We start from the raw sequence: 17,407 nt of genomic DNA, 5'->3' as shown, positions 1-17,407 counted from the left end.
GCGACAGCCGGATTGAGCCTGCTGACGGCATCGGCTGCCGTTGCGCTTCCCGCCTCATCCGTTACCCCAGCCTCCGAAAAGGCCACCTCCGACACATGGGTGGTAACGCTGGGCGCCACAGTCGAGTATGGCCCGACCTACGAAGGGTCGAAGCACTATAGCTTCGGCGCCCTGCCTTCCTTCGATCTCCACCGCCTTGGCGACACCCCGGAATACAGCGCGCCGGACGACAATTTCGACTATGGCCTCTTCGATTTCCACGGCCTCGAAATCGGGCCGGTGGTGGGTCTGAGAGACGATCGTCTCAATCTTGACAATCTGCAGCTGGAGAGCCAGCGCAGGGTGCACTGGGACTTCGATGCCGGCGGTTTCGCGCAATATTGGCTAAGGGATAATCAGCTCCGGTTCCGCACGGAAATACGCCAGTCTCTTTGGGGAGGCGATGGTCTTGTCAGCGATCTGGCGCTCGACTGGTTCCAGCCGGTCGGCGACAAATGGCTGCTATCGGCAGGTCCCCGCCTGTCGCTGGCAAATTCCACCTACATGCGCAGCAACTTCGGCGTCTCGCCGGCCCTGGCGGCAAGAAACGGTCGCGTCAGCGCCTTCAACGCCAGCGGCGGCTTGAAATCCGTCGGTGTTACCGTCGCTGCGACCTATGCGATCACACCCGAATGGAGCGTACAGGTTTACGGCAAGTATAACCGCCTGGTGGGCGACGCCGCCGACAGTCCGATCACCGCGCGCTTCGGCTCACCCAACCAGAACATTATCGGCTTTACGCTCAACCGAACCTTCAACATCAATTTTTGAGCCGTTGCGCGCCTCGTGATCGGCGATGTAGTTCCGCGTCAGCGGAATGATGTCGTTGCGCTTGGAGATCTGGATCTGGAAGACGACGAGATCCTCGTAGCGAAACGCCGCTTCCGCCGTCGACAGATAATATTCCCACATGCGGCAGAAGCGCTCGTCATAAAGCTCGGCAACCTCGCCCCAGCGCGCTATGAAACGCTCGCGCCAGTGTTCGAGCGTCATCGCATAATGCAGCCGCAATATCTCGACATCGGTGATTGCGAGCCCTGCCGCCTCAATTTCGGGAACGATTTCAGAAAGCGCCGGAATATAACCGCCCGGGAAGATGTACTTGTCGAGCCACGGCGTCGTAAAGCCCGGAGTCGCGGAGCAGCCGATGGTATGCAACACCATCACGCCGTCATCCTCGAGCAGTTCCGCACATTTGCGGAAGAAGGTGCGATACGATGCAAGACCGACATGCTCGAACATGCCGACCGAGACGATCCTGTCGAAACGACCCGTCAGGCTGCGATAATCCCTAAGCGCGAACTCGACCTTCGCCGGCGTTCCGCCCGCCTTTTCGGTGACGCGCTTGGTGGCATATTCATGCTGTTCCTCGGAGAGGGTAACGCCGAGAACGTGGCCGCCGGGCGCGTGCTCGGCCATATGCAGGGCCAAACCGCCCCATCCGCAGCCGATGTCGAGAATGCGATGCTTGGGCTCGATCAGAAGCTTGGCGGCAAGATGCCTTTTCTTGGCGATCTGCGCATCGTCCAGAGACTGGCCGGCATGTTCGAAATAGGCGCAGGAATATTGGCGGTCCGGATCCAGGAAGAGTTCGTAGAGCTGGCCGTTGAGATCGTAGTGATGGGCGACATTGGCCTTCGACCGACCCGGCATGTTGCGGTGGCGAAAGATCCGCAACCTGGTTCTGATATCGTCGATGATGCGGGCAATAAGAGGATGCGTGGCGTTCTGCGCCTCGCGCAGCATCATGGCCACGAAATCATAGAGCGTGCCCTGCTCCACGATGAACCGGCCATCCATATAGAGTTCGCCGAGCCGCCCATCGGCGTCGATCAGGAACACCCATTCGGCCCGGTCGTCAGTGAAACGGACGCGAACAGGTTGCCCGGTACCGTCACCGAAAGTCATGACGCGGCCACTCGCCGTCGTCACTGTCAGCGCGCCGCGCGTGACGATGGACGAGAGCGCGCGTTTCACGCACCAGTCGACAAGGCTGGAGAAAACACCCTTCGAGCTGTTGTCAGCTTGCTGCACGTTGGTCATTACCTATCCTTGCCAGTCCCCGTGCGCAGTTCATCGCGCTTGGCGTCCCATTCACTATGGTTTCTCTTCGTCTCACCATGACCCTCCTCCGCGTCGCCATGGTCCCCCTTCGGCTCGACATTGGCGCCTGCAATCAGCCAGACACCCGCCAGGATCAAGCCGCTGCCGATCAATTGCAGCGCCACTACCTTCTCATCGAAAATGAACCAGCCTGTCGCGATGATCAGCACATAGCTGATGCCGGAAAGCGGAAAGGCACGGCTGAGATCGAGCTCAGCGAGCACGTTCATCCAGATGAAGAAGGTCACGACCTCGACGACGATGGCCGCCAATATCCAGTAGGATGACAGCGCATGCCACAGCCAGCTTTCCGCACTTCCAGTGTTCATCTGCTCGGCTCCGAGCTTGATGAAAAACTGGAACAGGGTGTTGAGCACCGGCACAGCCAACCAGGAAAAACGCATTGCCATCACGCATCCGCCTCGTCTGTCGAGAACAGAGGCGACACCAGCCGCAGCAAACCCTGAAGCACTGGGTTGCGATGGCGGAAGAACATCGCATTCGCCGTCAGCTTGCTGCCGAGACGCACCTTGTTTTCGTAGTATGCCTGCCCGCTCTGGTACCGCCTTATGCCATGATCCAGGCAATAGCGCAGATTGGTGAACCAGCTGAGGAAATACAGGTTATAGGGCCGTCCCTTTTCGCCATCCATGCAGAAGAACTTGTCGATGGCAATGCGGTCGTCATGCACGATGAGATTGGCGGCCAGCAACGTGTCTTCAGCAAAGTAGAATGCGCAGTAGGAGCGCCCGCCCATTCGGTCGAGAATTCCCTGGAAATAATCCGCGGTAAGCTCCTCGAACTGCCAATCGCTTCGGTTGCGCGTGTCGTGATAGAGCGCCATCACCTGCGGCAGGAACTCGCCGAATTCGGTTCTGATCTCCACACGCACCTGCTCGAAGGACTTCATCTTGCGGCGCATGTCCTTGCGGGTACCGGAGGACAGCCGGGCGAGATACTCGTCGATCGTCTTGAAGTCGACGTCGAGCCAGGCCGTCGGCAGGCCCCCGATCGAGGCATAGCCGCGGGTGGAAAGCGCAGTTCCGAATTCTGCGGAGGTCGGTTCGGGAATGTCCTTCAGCCCGACCAGCGAGCAGCGTTCCGTCGCGGCAAAGCGTTCGAAGAATGATACGAGTTCCGTAAACAGGGCGCTGCGGCGCTCCTGCGGAACGTCGGGGTGGAAGCCGACCGCTCCCGTCTCGGTGCAGGGCGACCCGAGGCAGGCAAGCCGCAGCTTTAGAAACTTCGGGAAAATGCCCTGCACGCGGCGCACGGCCCGGCGCAAGCCTCCCTCTTCGAGCGTCGTGTCGAGTGCATAAAGGCAAAGGAAGGCCGGCATGGCGGCGCTGACGCGGCCATCTTCGACGACCGTGATGTAACGCCATTCGAAACCGGCAATACCCGCCTCCTCGATAGTGAGCAGGTAATCATAATCCTCGACCTGGTCATGGAAGCAGGCATTCCACGCATCGCGACCGATCGAGCGAATGCTGGAATGCGCCTCAACCACCGGATTGCCCACGGGGTTGGGCACGAGCTTAAGCAGCGGCTGCGACATGACGCGCCTCGAAGAAATCCGCGGTAAAATCGGCCACCTGACGGTGCTGCCGGTCGACATGGATCATGTGATAGCTGTCCTTGATCCATTTCAGCTCATGCGGGCTGGCGATATGATCTGAAATGTAGCGTGCGTGTTTCGGGCTGGCGAGATCGTCGTCCTCGGCGTGCAGGATCAGCGTCGGCGTCTGCATCTTCGGCAGGATGCCCTTCAGCGTCTTGCCCAGCCGATGCATCTCGACGAGGCCCTTGCCGGGGAATCTCTCCAGAACGCCTTCGCTCGCCATGCCCTCGATCAGGCGACGCATCCGCTCGTCCTTGATCCCGAGCGAGTTCGTCTCGCTGAAACTCAGGAGATCGAGGAAGGGAATGCGCGACAGCCAGCCGATCTGCGAGGAAAGCAGCGGATAATAGAAGGGAACGTCCCAGCCGTCATATCTGAAGCAAGGCGAGTAGATGGCCGCAGCGCCGATCGTGCCGGGCTGCTGCTCGGCGGCCAGCATCGCCAGCTTCCCGCCAACGCAAATGCCGGCAGCGAAGACCTCTTGGGTCCTCGTCGCCAGCAGAGCCGATGCCTCAACGACGCTCTCGAGCCAATCCTGCCAGCGGGTACGGCGCAACGTCTTCACGTCGACGCCATGACCAGCCAGCAGCGGAGCATAAATGCTATATCCCCTGCGATTGAGATGACGGGCAACCAGCTTCATTTCCGCCGGTGCGCCCGTCAGCCCATGCACGAGAAGTATGCCTTTTCCATTTGAGCCCTCCATGAAGAAGCTCAAGTCATCAGCTTTCATGAGAGAGCTCCGCCTGCCGGTTCTCCTTGGCCATGAAGCCAAGGGCATGGCAGGTGCTGATGACATGCGTTCCGGCCTTTTCCTGCTCTTCCTTGATCTGATCGTGAAGGGCAGGCAGCTTCGTCCAGTGCGTCCGCGGACGATAGTGATGCTCCGCATGATAGCCGTTGCCGAACCACAGCCAGTTGTAGAAGGACTTGTGGCTGGAAACACCCCAGGCGATCGGCTCGTCCGGATCGCCGTTGAGATGCTCGTAGTAGCCGTTCAGCGACGACAGACAATTGCCGAGATAGTAGAACGGGATGAAGAACAGCACGGCCTTCCAATCATAAAGAAGAGCTGCAGCTGCAAGGGCCAGGAAGAAGAACAGTTCGAACCGGCCCCAGGCCGCATCGAATGGACGGTTCCGGGCAATCGCCTTGTGGATATCGCCGAGGCTATCGCGGAAGAAGCTCAGGAACGTATAGGACCAGACGTTCTCCGGCTTGCCGTCGTGACCATGACGATAGATCGACAGAAGGTCGATGGTATCGCCCTTTTCATCCGGCCGGTCGCTGTTGCCAGAGTGATGGCGCATGTGCACCCAGTGGTAATAGGTCTGCGAAAAGCCGATCGCAACCGACTCCAACAAGCTGAAGCCGTAGTTCATCCAGCGCGGTTTGAAATAGGGCGTATGGATGAAATTATGCGATATGCTGTTGATGTTCCAGGAAATCGATATGGCATAAAGGCTGCCGAGAACGACCGAAACCCACAGCGGGCGGCTTTCGAAGCCGACGATCAGATAGACATCAAAAGCGAGATGCGCGACGGCAGCCAGAACCGGCGCCACATCCCATCTGGTGTGCGCAAAGATTTTCATAGTCCGGTAACTCCCACACAGGCCACGCCGGCTGTCACGAGGAACACGCCGGTCGCGTGGCGCAGGTTGATGTTTTCTTTAAAGATCAAAGCGCCGGCGAATACAATGATAACGTAGCTCAACGCCATGAGGGGAAAGGCGATAGTGAGCGGAACACGCTCCAGAACGGCGGTCCATGCAAACAGCTCTACAGCCCAGAAGACGATGCCGAGCCAGGTGATCGGCTTGGACATCGCCGAAACCAGCGTATGCTCGTTTGCGGACTGTTTGAAGCAGACCTCGCGGGCCGTCTCCGCCAGAATGCAGAAGAGGATCAGCCCAAGCATGGGAAGGGTCAGTGCGCCGGTCATTCCATGTACTCCGCCAGCACCTCGAGCAGCGCGTGATTAGCCGCACTGTTGATGTTTCTGGTCGTTTCAGCCCCCTGTCGGACGCGAGGCTGGTCGATGAAGATCTCAGCTCGCTTCATGAACTGGGTCCGCAGGCCGCCAGCATAGCTCGGAACAGAATAATCCCCTATGACATCCGCGCCGATGATTCGATGACGGCTGCCGATTTCACTGATCAGGGCCAGCAGATAGGGCAGCCGCATGCGGCCCTGATCCCAGTTCGTCACGGCGTCGTCCGCGGCCAGCACATCTTTGTCGATAGTCACATAGACCGCTTCGGTACGAATGCGGCTGAGCATGCGGTCGATGAAATTCTCTTCGCCGATCTCCGAGATCGACTTCCAGTGCAGCGCACCTTTTTCCTGCCGGTAGCTGGCGCCGTTGCCGTAATCGGCAAGAACGCGGCTCGGCGCATGCTCATACGGGTAAAGCTCCAGCTTGCCTTCGCCGAGCCAGTGCAGATTCGCACCCTTGCGCTCAGGGCTACGAAGATCGTGGCTGCAGACACCGATCGTAATGACCTTCTGGATGTTCGAGTTGGCAAGGGCGCTGTTGACCCACGAGCCGCAGTGCATGCCGCCGTCGAAAGTGACCCAATCCGGATGATTGTCGAAATGGATGAGCGTCGCCGGACCGGGATTCCGTTCCAGCGCGCCTTCGAGAAGCAATGCGGTGATGTGATGGAAGTCGCCGGAACCCATGAAGCAGAGCTGGGGATCCTTGCCGGTTGCGGGCGTATTCTTAACGATCTCGCGGCCAAGTTCGGCAAGGGCGTTCTGCTTGCCCCAGAGCCGAACTTCGCGGCCCGCGTTCTTGTCGAAATACTGGTGCGCGCCTGCAAACTTGCAGGCGCGCACGAAATCCGGCTGCAACTCCAATGCGTCATCGAGATGAAGAAGCAGGAGTTGCACCGCCTTATCTCCGGGCAGCGCGCGTCAGAAGCTGATCGAGCAGCGCAAGCGCCAGATCGATCTCTTCGCGGGTGATGAGCAGGTTCGGCGCGAAGGTGATGACGTTCTTGTGGTAGCCGCCGACGTCGAGCACGAGACCGTAGGTCTTGCCGCCCACCTGAAGGTCGCCCTTCATGCCTTCGTCGCACATCCAGTCCATTGTCGCCTTGCTGGGCGTGTAGCTGTCTTCCTCACAGATTTCCATGCGCAGTGCGAGGCCGAGACCATCGACTTCGCCGACGATGGCGTGGCGCTTCTGCAGCTGCTTCAGCCCGTCGAGGAAGTGCGCGCCCTTTTCCATGACCGCAGCGCCGAAATCTGCTTCTTCCAGCATCTTCATCGTTTCGAGCGCGACGGCAGTGCCCATCGGGTTGCTTGCGAAGGTCGAATGCGTGGAGCCGGGCGGGAAGATGGTCGGGTTGATCATCTCTTCGCGGGCCCAGACGCCGGAAAGCGGGTTGAGACCGTTGGTAATTGCCTTGCCGAAGATCAGCGCATCAGGCGAAACACCGAAGTGCTCGATCGACCAGAGCTTGCCGGTACGATAGACGCCCATCTGGATTTCGTCGACGACGAGCAGGATGCCGTGATCGTCGAGCACCTTCTTCAGTTCGACGAAGAAGTTCATCGGCGGGATGACATAGCCGCCCGTGCCCTGGATCGGCTCGATGTAGAAAGCGGCATATTCGGACTTGCCGGCCTTCGGATCCCAGACGCCGTTATATTCGCTTTCGAACAGGCGGGCGAACTTCTGGACGCAATAGTGGCCGTATTCTTCCTTCGACATGCCCTTCGGGCCGCGGAAGTAGTAGGGAAACTCGACGAATTGAGCGCGGTCGCCGAAATGGCCGTAGCGGCGGCGATAGCGGTAGCTCGAAGTGATGGCAGACGCGCCGAGCGTACGGCCGTGATAGCCGCCCTCGAAGGCAAACATCAGGCTCTTGCCGCCGGTATAGTTGCGCACCAGCTTCAGCGAATCTTCAACGGCCTGCGAGCCGCCGACGTTAAAGTGAACGCGGCCCTTGCGGCCAAACTTGCGCTCGGCATCCTGGGCGATCATCGCAGCAAGTTCGACCTTCTCGCGATGCAGGTACTGCGAGGCGACCTGCGGCAATACGTCGAGCTGGCGATGAGCGGCAGCGTTCAGACGCTCGTTGCGGTAGCCGAAATTGACTGCGGAGTACCACATCTGCAGATCGAGGAACGGCGTTCCGGTGCGATCGTAGACGAAGGAGCCTTCGCATCCTTCGAAGAATTTTGGCTTGTCCGTGTAGTGAACCGTATCGCCGTGAGAGCAATAGGCTTCTTCAAGCGCGCGCAATTCCTCTTCGGAGCGGAGAGACTCGGTCTCGCCGCTGAAGGCTTCAGCTGTATTCGTTTTCATTCAATGCCTCTCGGTCAAATTCACGCTGTCTTGAAGTGCGGCAGCGTACGGGAGCGTCGCTCGACGCTCGGGAGAACGGCTTCCATCTTTGGAAGCAGATCGGAAAAGTCCTCGAAACCGACATATGGAATGTCGTTTTCTTCACAGTAGTCGACAAGCTTGGCCTTCGCGAACACGAGGTCCACCTTGTCGGAAACACAGAAATCGCTCCGCCCGTCACCGATATAGACCTGAAGGTCGTTGCTATCGACAACGCGGCACTTGCAGACGCCGGCGCCGGATACGCAGCCCGTCGCCTGGAACGGCGGGAACAGCGAATAGGCCTCGCGGCCCTGGGTGACGCTGCAGGTCAGCACATTGGCAACGATCGGCAGGCCGTTGATGCCGTGGCGCGCCAAAATCCGGCGAATGAAATAGTCCACACCGTCGCTGACGACGGTCACGGGCAATTCGCCATTGCGGCAATAGGACAGAAAGCCTTCGAAACCCGGATCGATCGACACCGTGTCGAGAAACTGGTCGAGCTCCGACCGGCTTGCCTGAATGAGAGCGATCTGGCGGCGCATACATTCGCCCGAACCGATCTGCCCCTGCTTCCAGAGCTGCTCGATATCTTCCCACTCGGAACCGGCGAAACGCGTCAACACCATATCCGTCGCGTCTTCGATGGATATGGTTCCATCAAAATCGCAAAACACCTGCATGAATTACCCTTTCGCCTTATCCCAAGTTGCGTCTAACAACCTCGGATGAGCCGTGCATGAGTGGAAAATGAAGCGAAAATGAAAAGCGATGGTAAGTTGATTGTTAACCCGCGAGCAATCTCAGGTCTACCTGCAGGCCTTTGCTCCAACGTGGCGTAGAGAGCTCGACCGTCGCTGAAAGCCGGTCCGCGGTATCGGCGACGATCGCAAGACCGAGCCCGGCGCCTTCGGTTTGAAGCGTGTTGAGCCGGTAGAACCTCTGGAACACCGCCTCGCGCTCCTGAATAGGGATGCCCGGCCCGCTGTCGCTGATGGAGATCTGACCGACACCGTCATCCTCAGAAATAACAACCCTGATCTTCCCGCCGACGGGGGTATATTTGATCGCATTGTCCAGCAGGTTGGTGACCATCATGCGCATCAGGGATTCGTCCGTCTTGACCTCGACCGTCTCATCGCCTTCGAGCACAACGTCGAGTTCACGGCTCGTGATGATCTTGCCGAATTCGGCAAGCACCGACGCCACCAGATGATGAAGTGTCACAGAGGTCGGATTAAGCGGATGATGGCTCACTCTTGCCAGCCGCAGGAGCTGCTCGATGAGATGCGTGGCATTGTTGTTGCTCGCGACGAGGTCGGCAATGATCGCCTGTCGCTCGTGCTCGTTCTCGCTGTTGCCGAGCATCTGCAAGAGCAGCTTCACACTGGCCTGCGGCGTGCGCAACTGATGGGCGGCAAGGTCTGAAAAGCGACGCTCCAGCGTCAGCGAGCGGCCGAGCTTTTCCAGCAGCTGGTTGATCGAGCGGCCGAGCGGCAGCAGGTCGCGCGGCAGGCTTTCCACTGGAATGGCGGAGAGATCGTCGGGCGAGCGGGTGCGGATCTGCCGCACCAGCCCGTGAATGGTGCGCAGGCCGCTGTTGATGCCGAGCCAGATGAGAAAACCGATGACCGGCACGAGGATCAGCAGCGGGAAGAAAAGATTGAGGAGAATGTTGGAAACAAGTGTCTCGCGCAGATCGATCTTTTCTCCGAGCTCGATCACGATGGTCGTGTTCGGAATGGGCAGCGAGTAGATGCGCCAATCCTCGCCGCCATAGGTCAGCGTCGTGAACCCTACCTTCTGCTGCGGCACATCGGACAGAAACGCAGTGCTGCTGTAGAAGCGGATCTTGCCGTCGACCCAAGCGCGAAACATATGCGCATCGGCATAGTCATCGGCGTCCTCGTTGAAGGCCAGCTGATTGTCCATGTTGAAGTCGATGTCGTCGATCTGCTTCGCGGCATGCCCCGGCGTCTTTTCCAGCGGGTGGCGCAGTAGACTCCAGATGACATTGGCATCGTCGATGAGCTGGGCGTCGTAGATATTGTTGATCTCGCGCGTCGCACTGTTGAAGGCGAAGGCGCCGATCACGACGATCGTCACCACGACGACAGGTGCGATGCGCAGAAACAGCTTGCGGGTAAGCGTGGAGTTGTTCATCGCTCGATCATGTAGCCTACGCCGCGGATCGACTTGATGAAATCGGTACCGAGCTTCTTTCTGAGATTGTAGATCGTCACTTCGATCGTGTTGCTTTCGACGGTGTTTTCGGCGTCATAAAGCGCGTATTCGATATCGTTCTTTGTCACATAGCGGCCGCTGCGTTCCATCAGGAGCTTCAACAGATGAAACTCCTTGGCCGTCGTATGCACCGGGGTGCTGCCTTTGCGCGCGACCATGGCGGAAGGATCGACCTCCACGTCACCGCAGCGGATGACGCTTTCGGTGCGGCCGTCGCGCCGGCGGATGAGCGCGCGCAGACGGGCCAGCAATTCGTCGAGATCGAACGGCTTCACCAGATAATCGTCGGCGCCCTCGTCGAGACCCTCCACCTTCTGCCGCACGGAATCGAGCGCAGTCAGCAAAAGAACCGGAACCGAATTGCCGCGCTGGCGGATATGCCGCAAAACCTCCATGCCGCTGAGCTTGGGAAGATTGATGTCGAGGACGATTGCCGCAAAATGCGAATGCTCGGCAGCCTCCAGGCCGGATTCGCCATCGCGCATCCAGTCGACGCCATAGGCGTGCTTTTCCAGAGCCTTCTTCAACGAGGACCCCAGGATATTGTCGTCTTCAACAAGCAAAACGCGCACGTTCGACCCCATTTAGCCGAAAATTCTGTAGCAGATGCCGCCGCCATTGGCGTGGCCTTGTGGCAAAGCTATGACGGATAATTTCCTGATGGCAAGAGCATCCACCCCTGCGGCCTCGAAACACTGCGAGACCCGATCCGCCTTCAACCTCCCCGCGGCGGCTGGCGCAACCTCCGCATCGATGATTCAAGCACGGCGAATATCCGGGCGTCCGTCGATTGCGCGACGTTGAAGCGCATGAAGCTGCCGGCATTCTCCGCCATGCTGAAGACATTGCCCGGCGCAAGGACAATGCCTTCGGCAAGGCAGGCGCGCGCGACGTCGGCCGCGTTCACTCCACGGGGCAGAACGCACCAAAGAAACATGCCGGCCTGCGGTTTCAGCCAGGGCACGATTCCGATAGCTTCCAGCCGCGTCGCCACTTCGCTCATGGTCTTGGCAAGCCTGACGCGCAACCCCTCCACGTGCTTGCGATAGCTGCCATCTTTCAGCGCGAGATAGACCAGTTCGGCCGACAGCTGCCCGCAGCTGAAGCTGCTTGCCACCTTGAGATCGACGAGACCGTCGATCCAATCCCGCCGCGCCGCGATGAAGCCACAGCGCGCCGAGGCCGAGAGCGTCTTCGAAAAGCTGCCGATGTGGATCACCCGGTCGAGCCCGTCATAGGCGGCAAGACGGGGGGCCGCAACATCTTCGAGGTCGGCGAAGATATCGTCCTCGATGATGATGAGATCGGAAGCATCCGCCAGTTTCAGCAGGCGATGCGCTGTCACGGGCGAGAGCACGGCACCGGTCGGATTGTGAATGGCCGAGTTGGTGATGTAGAGCCGCGGCTTGCGCCGCTCCAGCACCTGACTGAACAGCGCGACATCCGGCCCCGTCGGCGTGAACGGCACGGTGACGACATTGGCGCGATGGGCGCGCAGCAGTGCATGGAAATTGAAATAGCACGGGTCGTCGACCAGCACGGTATCGCCCGGCTCAAGCAGGAAGCGGCACAGCAGATCGATCGCCTGCGTACCGGACTCCGTCAACAGGATCTGGTCCGGCGGCACGGTAATGCCGTGATCGCCGAGGCGTCTGGCCAGAAGCTGCCGCAGCGGAGGCAAGCCAAGCGGCGTCCCGTAATTGGCGAGCGCCCCAACATCCCCGCGCGCCAGCGTCCGCAGCGCCCGACGCAATGCCGCCTGCGGCAGCCAGGAGGGCGGAAGCCAGCCGCAGCCGGGCTTCAGCACATCATCGCCCACCTCGAGCGATTGTCGCGAAATCCACAACGGATCGACATTGCGGTCCGAACTTGCGTCGGCCTCCGACAGCAGAAGCGGCGGCAGCGGGCCGCATACGTAGAAGCCCGAGCCCGGCCGGGAACGGATCACGCCCTCGGCTGCAAGCCGTTCATAGGCCTCTACCACGGTGGAAACCGATACCTGCATGGTCTTGGCGAAGCTTCTCACCGACGGAAGTCGCGCGCCCGGCATCAGGCTGCGAGCCGCGATCCGATCGGAGATCGCTGCCATCACCCCCTCGATACGGGTGCCGCCAAGGGCCGTTGCTCCCGACAGATTATCCATCCGTACTGCATCCATTCCCATAACAGTTCTCGCAAATTGTACTGCACTGTCTCTGGCTTGGCTAGACGAACTCTCCGATACCGCTGCGAGCAAGAAGGAGCGTGAAACATGGACAAGGCGACGGCAGGGTGGATCTATGGATTGATCGGAGTGGTGATCTTCAGCGGGTCACTACCGGCCACGCGCGTGGCCGTCATGGACTTCGATCCGCTCTTCCTGACCGTTGTCCGCGCAGTCATCGCCGGGCTACTCGGTCTGGGCCTGCTACTCCTCTTTCGCGAAAAACGGCCCGTGCGTAGCGATATCGTGCCATTGGCGATCGTGTCGCTCGGCTGCGTCATCGGCTTTCCGTTGTTGACGGCACTGGCGCTCAAGCATGTAACCTCGGCGCACTCCATCGTCTTCATCGGACTACTGCCCCTGGCGACCGCGATCTTCGGCGTCTTGCGTGGCGGTGAAAGGCCACGCCCTGCCTTCTGGATATTTTCCGCCATCGGCAGCGCGCTCGTCAGCGGCTATGCGCTCAGCCAAGGCGTATCGGCCTCGCCGGTCGGCGATCTTTTGATGCTGGCAGCCGTCCTCATCTGCGGCCTCGGCTATGCTGAAGGAGCTGTGCTGTCGCGCCGGCTCGGCGGCTGGCAGGTCATCTGCTGGGCACTCGTCCTATCCCTGCCGGTTACGATCGCGCTATGCCTCATCACCATGCCACACACGGTCATCGGCATCGGTGGCCCGGCCTGGATCGGCCTTGCCTATGTTTCGCTCTTCAGCATGCTGATCGGCTTCGTGTTCTGGTATCGCGGCCTCGCCCAGGGTGGCATCGCAGCTGTCGGTCAGCTGCAGTTCCTGCAGCCCTTCTTCGGCTTTGCGCTTGCGGCCGCGCTACTCAAGGAAAGCGTCAGCTGGTCCATGCTCGCCGTAACGATCGCCGTCGTCGGCTGCGTCGCGGGCGCCAGGAAGTTCGCACGCTGAGCCGGCACACCAGCTCCAATCGCGCCGCTTGACCTTCTAAACCGATCAGTCTACTAAAGACCAATTGGTTTAGAAAGAGCACATCATGCAGACCCCTCTCGTCCCGCCATTCACTCTTGAAACCGCAATCGCCAAAGTCCGCATGGCCGAAGACGGCTGGAACAGCCGCGACCCGGAGCGCGTCTCCAAGGTCTACACGGAAGACAGCCAATGGCGGAACCGCGCCGAATTCCCCCGCGGCCGCAAGGAAATCGTCGAATTCCTGACACGCAAATGGGCAAGGGAACTCGACTACCGCCTTATCAAGGAACTCTGGGCCTTTGACGGCAATCGCATCGCCGTCCGTTTTGCCTATGAATGGCGCGACGATAGCGGCCACTGGTTCCGCTCCTACGGCAACGAAAACTGGGCATTCGATGCGGACGGACTGATGCAGCGTCGCTTCGCCTCCATCAACGACATGCCGATCAAAGAAGAAGACCGGAAGTTCCATTGGCCGCTCGGCCGTAGACCTGACGATCATCCCGGCCTTTCGGAACTCGGCCTCTGAGATGGCGCGCACCGTCTTCGAAAAATCTGATGCCGTTGCCCTCGTTGCCGAAGTTTTTCGCAAACTCGGCTATGAGGGGGCGTCGATGAGCGAGATCACCGCTCGCACAAAGCTCTCAAAGGGCAGCCTTTATCACTTCTTTCCCGAGGGCAAGGAGCAGATGGCGGCGGAGATCATGGCCGATATCGACGCCTGGTTCGTCACCGAAATGTTCAGACCGCTCGAGGAGCAGGAGCCACGCGCGGCCATCGCCCGCATGTGGGAGACGACGGACAGCTATTTCCGCTCCGGCCGCCGTGTATGCCTAATCGGCGCTTTCGCCCTCGACGAAACCCGCGATCGATTCACAAGCATGATCCATGGCTATTTCCAGCGCTGGATCGAAGCGCTTGCCGGGTCTCTGATCAAGGCAGGGCTGGGCGACAACGAGGCGAAAGCAATTGCCGAAGAGACCGTCGTCGGCATCCAGGGCGCACTGACACTCGCCAGAGCCCTTGGCGACGACACGATTTTCGGCAGAACCCTCGCAAGGCTGAGGCAAAGAATGGAAGCTGCGCTCAGCTAGTTCTGCCGGAAGCCATATCGAATCACCGCCCGTCATGTGATCGCATCCCGTCTGAAAACGGGCGAATCGGGCGGCCTCGAAACGGCCAAGCGCCTGCCGAAGTCACGGGATCGATGGCGAGACCCGACGATGTACGCTGCATAAGACCCTGATCTTAAACAATTCTCCATAAATGTATGGCAATGTTAACCATGTTTGATTTGCAACTATCCAAGCTCCTATGTTCAGCAGGGAATGGGAGCGCCGAGGAGACGGATAGACGATGCTGCAGCAGGTAGACGAAACTGACGACGCACTGATCGATCGCTTGCAACGGTCCGCGTTCGAATATTTCATGCTTCATACCAATCCTGAAAATGGACTGGTGGCCGATACATCAATCAAGACGAGCCATTGCAGCATCGCCGCAGTCGGCTTTGCGCTATCGAGCTATCCGGTTGCCGTCGAACGCGGCTGGATCAGCCGGGCCGATGCCGCCAAGCGCGTGCTGACAACGCTTGATTTCTTCGCTGATAGCCAGCAGGGCACCGAACGTGGCGCCACCGGCCATCGCGGCTTCTACTACCACTTCCTCTACATGGAGACCGGAAAGCGCGCCTGGAACAGCGAGCTTTCGACCATCGATAGCGGCCTGTTTCTGATCGGCGTGTTGACGGCCGCAGCCTATTTCACCGGCAATAGCCAGGCCGAGCGGGATATCCGCAAACAGGCGAAATTCCTTTACGAACGCTGCGACTGGCACTGGGCGCTGAACAAGGGGCCGACGATCAGCATGGGCTGGAAACCGGGAAGCGGTTTCCTGCGCTGGCGTTATCAGGGCTATGACGAAGCGATCTTCCTCTATGTCCTGGCGCTCGGCTCGCCGACCCACCCGATCCCACCGTCCAGCTACGACGCATTCGCCTCGACCTATACCTGGATGACCTTCCAGGAAACACCTTACCTTTACGCCGGTCCGCTGTTCATTCACCTCTTCTCCCACGCCTGGATCGATTTCCGCGATATCCGCGACAAACACGTTGCCGACAAGGGCATCGACTACTTCCGCAACACGCAGACGGCAATATCAGTCCAGCGCGACTATACGGATCGCAATCCCAACCACTTCGTCGATTACGGGAAGGACATCTGGGGCCTTTCGGCCTGCGATGGCCCCAATCAGACAGGCACGAAACATAGCCTGCGATACGCTCCGAAACTCCTGGGCTATGCCGCACGTGGCGCGCCGCTCGGACCGGATGACGGCACGATCGCGCCCTGGGGCCCGCTGTCCTGTCTGCCCTTCGACCGCCAGGCCGCGCTGGACGGAACGAAGGCGCTGCTTTCGACCTATCCTAACCTGCTGCTCGACGGCCGCTTCCCCGGCGGTTTCAATCCGAGCGTCAATGGCCCAGGCCCCGAAGGCTGGGTGGACGACCGCTCGGTCGCGCTCGACCAGGGCCTGCTGGTCATGATGATCGAAAATGCCCGCACCGGCATGATCTGGAACCTGATGCGCCAGTCGTCAATCCTCCGCACCGGCCTTGAACGCGCGGGCTTCACCGGTGGTTGGCTGGACGAGAAGCCTGCTGTCGCGTGACTTGAAGATCGTCGGCCAGTCTCAGTGCTCGGACTTAGCCCTTCACCCTAACCCTCTCCCCGCACGCGGGGAGAGGGAACGATCGAGCCAGGCAATTGACCGGTTTGCGGTGCCTTGTTTTGCGCGGTGACTCCCGCTCCCCGCATGCGGGGAGCGGGCTCAGGTGAGGGGCCATATTTAACCACCGGCAAAACACATTCATCCGATCATGGTCTTCAGCCGCTCAAAGCCGCGTGATTGCCTCAATCACCTCGTCCTCGACGGTGATGCCTTCGGCCAGAGCAAGGCGCCGTGAACTCTGCCCGCGCCGGCCGGGTAAGCGAACATCCGGATCCCGGGTAATCTCGCTTGCAAGCAGGGTCAGGCGCTGCGCCGTGTCGACTGCGCTCATAGCAGCTGGATTGATGGCTATGATCGTATGGCCAAGTGCCGGCGGAGCACCCTTATCGTCGAAGAGCGACGACGCCTCGAAGGCATAGTTGGCACCGGTGAGGCCGGCCGCTAGAATCTCGACCATGAGAGCAAGCGCTGCGCCCTTGGCATCCCCCGAGGGCGCCATCGTGCCTTCGAGCGCCTCTTCGGCGCTGGTGGTCGGCCTTCCCTTTCGGTCGAAGGCCCAGCCTGCGGGAATGGGCGCACCCTGCTGCCGCGCCGCCATCACCTTGCCGCGCGCCACTTTCGAAAGCGCGAGATCGATGACGATCGGATCGTCGCCGGGAAGCGGCGCGGCAAAGGCGATGGGATTGGTGCCGAAGACCGGTGCCTTGCCGCCCCAGGGCGCCATGGCCGCCGGCGCATTGGCAACCATCAGCGCCACCAGCCCCAGATCGGCAAAGCGCTCCACCGTCAGACCCATGACACCGGCATGGTGCGAACGGCTGATGGCGGCAAGCGCAATCCCCTGCTCGCAGGCAATATGCGGAAGCTCGGCAACGGCCAAATCGAGTGCGGGATAAGCATAGCCATTGCCTGCATCAATGCGCAGCACGGCGGGGAATGGTCTGCTCATTTTCGGCACGGCGAGGCCATCGGTCTTGCCGGCCTTGGCCTGTCCGGCATAAGCGGGCACGCGGCGCAGGCCGTGGCCTCCCTGCCCGGCAGCTTCCGCCGCTGCCAATGCCACCGCGACGGAGCGGGCATTCTCCGCACTCACCCCGTTACGCTGCAGCGCCTCCACGACCAGCGTTTCGGCTTCGGTGAGCGACAGGTGCATGATGTGAAACCTTAAGACAGAGGGGGATGAAGACTCTCT

Annotated in this window: 18 protein-coding genes; 5 read left to right on the top strand and 13 right to left on the bottom strand. The window is 60.1% G+C overall.

Annotation, left to right across the window (positions count from 1 at the left end; translation table 11 throughout):
* Window positions 1-21 precede the first annotated feature (21 nt).
* Window positions 22-810, top strand: a complete 789-nt coding sequence (locus QD461_RS05800) for a MipA/OmpV family protein (RefSeq protein WP_414087074.1) — start codon at window positions 22-24, stop codon at window positions 808-810.
* Here QD461_RS05800 and QD461_RS05795 read toward each other — a convergent pair.
* The 12 genes from QD461_RS05795 to QD461_RS05740 form a co-directional block, all read right to left on the bottom strand.
* The gene (locus QD461_RS05795) at window positions 751-2,082 is read right to left on the bottom strand and encodes a class I SAM-dependent methyltransferase (protein WP_414086858.1); all 1,332 of its coding nucleotides are present in this window, start codon (window positions 2,080-2,082) and stop codon (window positions 751-753) included. The two genes, QD461_RS05800 and QD461_RS05795, sit on opposite strands and share 60 nt — an antisense overlap.
* Window positions 2,082-2,552 (bottom strand): EamA family transporter, encoded by a 471-nt coding sequence (locus QD461_RS05790; RefSeq protein WP_414086857.1) that lies wholly within the window; start codon window positions 2,550-2,552, stop codon window positions 2,082-2,084. Before QD461_RS05790 ends, QD461_RS05795 begins: the two co-directional genes overlap by 1 nt.
* Complete coding sequence (locus tag QD461_RS05785) at window positions 2,552-3,700, bottom strand: GNAT family N-acetyltransferase (RefSeq protein WP_414086856.1); 1,149 nt, start codon at window positions 3,698-3,700, stop codon at window positions 2,552-2,554. Before QD461_RS05785 ends, QD461_RS05790 begins: the two co-directional genes overlap by 1 nt.
* A complete protein-coding gene (locus tag QD461_RS05780; RefSeq protein WP_414086855.1) occupies window positions 3,681-4,496 on the bottom strand; it encodes an alpha/beta hydrolase in 816 nt (271 codons plus the stop codon). The genes QD461_RS05785 and QD461_RS05780 overlap by 20 nt, the downstream gene beginning before the upstream one ends.
* Window positions 4,486-5,358 carry a fatty acid desaturase family protein gene (locus tag QD461_RS05775; protein ID WP_414086853.1) on the bottom strand — a complete coding sequence of 291 codons (873 nt, stop codon included), beginning with the start codon at window positions 5,356-5,358 and terminating at the stop codon, window positions 4,486-4,488. The genes QD461_RS05780 and QD461_RS05775 overlap by 11 nt, the downstream gene beginning before the upstream one ends.
* Window positions 5,355-5,708, bottom strand: a complete 354-nt coding sequence (locus tag QD461_RS05770) for an EamA family transporter (RefSeq protein ID WP_184704445.1) — start codon at window positions 5,706-5,708, stop codon at window positions 5,355-5,357. Before QD461_RS05770 ends, QD461_RS05775 begins: the two co-directional genes overlap by 4 nt.
* The gene (locus QD461_RS05765) at window positions 5,705-6,658 is read right to left on the bottom strand and encodes an arginase family protein (RefSeq protein ID WP_184704447.1); all 954 of its coding nucleotides are present in this window, start codon (window positions 6,656-6,658) and stop codon (window positions 5,705-5,707) included. The genes QD461_RS05770 and QD461_RS05765 overlap by 4 nt, the downstream gene beginning before the upstream one ends.
* Window positions 6,659-6,662: 4 nt before the next feature.
* A complete protein-coding gene (locus QD461_RS05760; protein WP_414086852.1) occupies window positions 6,663-8,081 on the bottom strand; it encodes an aspartate aminotransferase family protein in 1,419 nt (472 codons plus the stop codon).
* A 20-nt stretch (window positions 8,082-8,101) separates the two neighbouring features.
* Entirely contained in the window at window positions 8,102-8,785 is a 684-nt protein-coding gene (locus QD461_RS05755; RefSeq protein ID WP_414086851.1) for an MtnX-like HAD-IB family phosphatase, read from the bottom strand.
* Window positions 8,786-8,888: 103 nt separating this feature from the next.
* On the bottom strand, window positions 8,889-10,265 hold the full coding sequence (locus QD461_RS05750; RefSeq protein WP_184704453.1) for a sensor histidine kinase: 1,377 nt from the start codon (window positions 10,263-10,265) through the stop codon (window positions 8,889-8,891).
* Window positions 10,262-10,918, bottom strand: coding sequence for a response regulator transcription factor (locus QD461_RS05745; RefSeq protein ID WP_184704455.1), 657 nt, complete (start codon window positions 10,916-10,918; stop codon window positions 10,262-10,264). The genes QD461_RS05750 and QD461_RS05745 overlap by 4 nt, the downstream gene beginning before the upstream one ends.
* A gap of 143 nt (window positions 10,919-11,061) precedes the next feature.
* Complete coding sequence (locus QD461_RS05740; RefSeq protein ID WP_414086850.1) at window positions 11,062-12,489, bottom strand: PLP-dependent aminotransferase family protein; 1,428 nt, start codon at window positions 12,487-12,489, stop codon at window positions 11,062-11,064.
* 108 nt (window positions 12,490-12,597) lie between these two features.
* Between QD461_RS05740 and QD461_RS05735 the strand changes: the two genes are divergently transcribed.
* The 4 genes from QD461_RS05735 (at window position 12,598) to QD461_RS05720 (ending at window position 16,155) form a co-directional block, all read left to right on the top strand.
* Window positions 12,598-13,461, top strand: a complete 864-nt coding sequence (locus QD461_RS05735) for a DMT family transporter (protein ID WP_414086849.1) — start codon at window positions 12,598-12,600, stop codon at window positions 13,459-13,461.
* A gap of 85 nt (window positions 13,462-13,546) precedes the next feature.
* Window positions 13,547-14,011, top strand: a complete 465-nt coding sequence (locus tag QD461_RS05730; protein WP_414086848.1) for a DUF1348 family protein — start codon at window positions 13,547-13,549, stop codon at window positions 14,009-14,011.
* A gap of 1 nt (window position 14,012) precedes the next feature.
* Window positions 14,013-14,576 carry a TetR/AcrR family transcriptional regulator gene (locus QD461_RS05725; RefSeq protein WP_414086847.1) on the top strand — a complete coding sequence of 188 codons (564 nt, stop codon included), beginning with the start codon at window positions 14,013-14,015 and terminating at the stop codon, window positions 14,574-14,576.
* A gap of 262 nt (window positions 14,577-14,838) precedes the next feature.
* Window positions 14,839-16,155 carry a glucoamylase family protein gene (locus tag QD461_RS05720; RefSeq protein WP_414086846.1) on the top strand — a complete coding sequence of 439 codons (1,317 nt, stop codon included), beginning with the start codon at window positions 14,839-14,841 and terminating at the stop codon, window positions 16,153-16,155.
* Window positions 16,156-16,378: 223 nt separating this feature from the next.
* On the opposite strand, the gene QD461_RS05715 is transcribed toward QD461_RS05720, so the two are convergent.
* The gene (locus QD461_RS05715) at window positions 16,379-17,368 is read right to left on the bottom strand and encodes an Ldh family oxidoreductase (RefSeq protein ID WP_414086845.1); all 990 of its coding nucleotides are present in this window, start codon (window positions 17,366-17,368) and stop codon (window positions 16,379-16,381) included.
* Window positions 17,369-17,407 lie beyond the last annotated feature (39 nt).

It is taken from the genome of Rhizobium sp. BR 314 (assembly GCF_047445805.1).
GTDB lineage: Bacteria > Pseudomonadota > Alphaproteobacteria > Rhizobiales > Rhizobiaceae > Rhizobium > Rhizobium lusitanum_B.
This window is presented reverse-complemented; position numbering and strand designations above follow the sequence as displayed.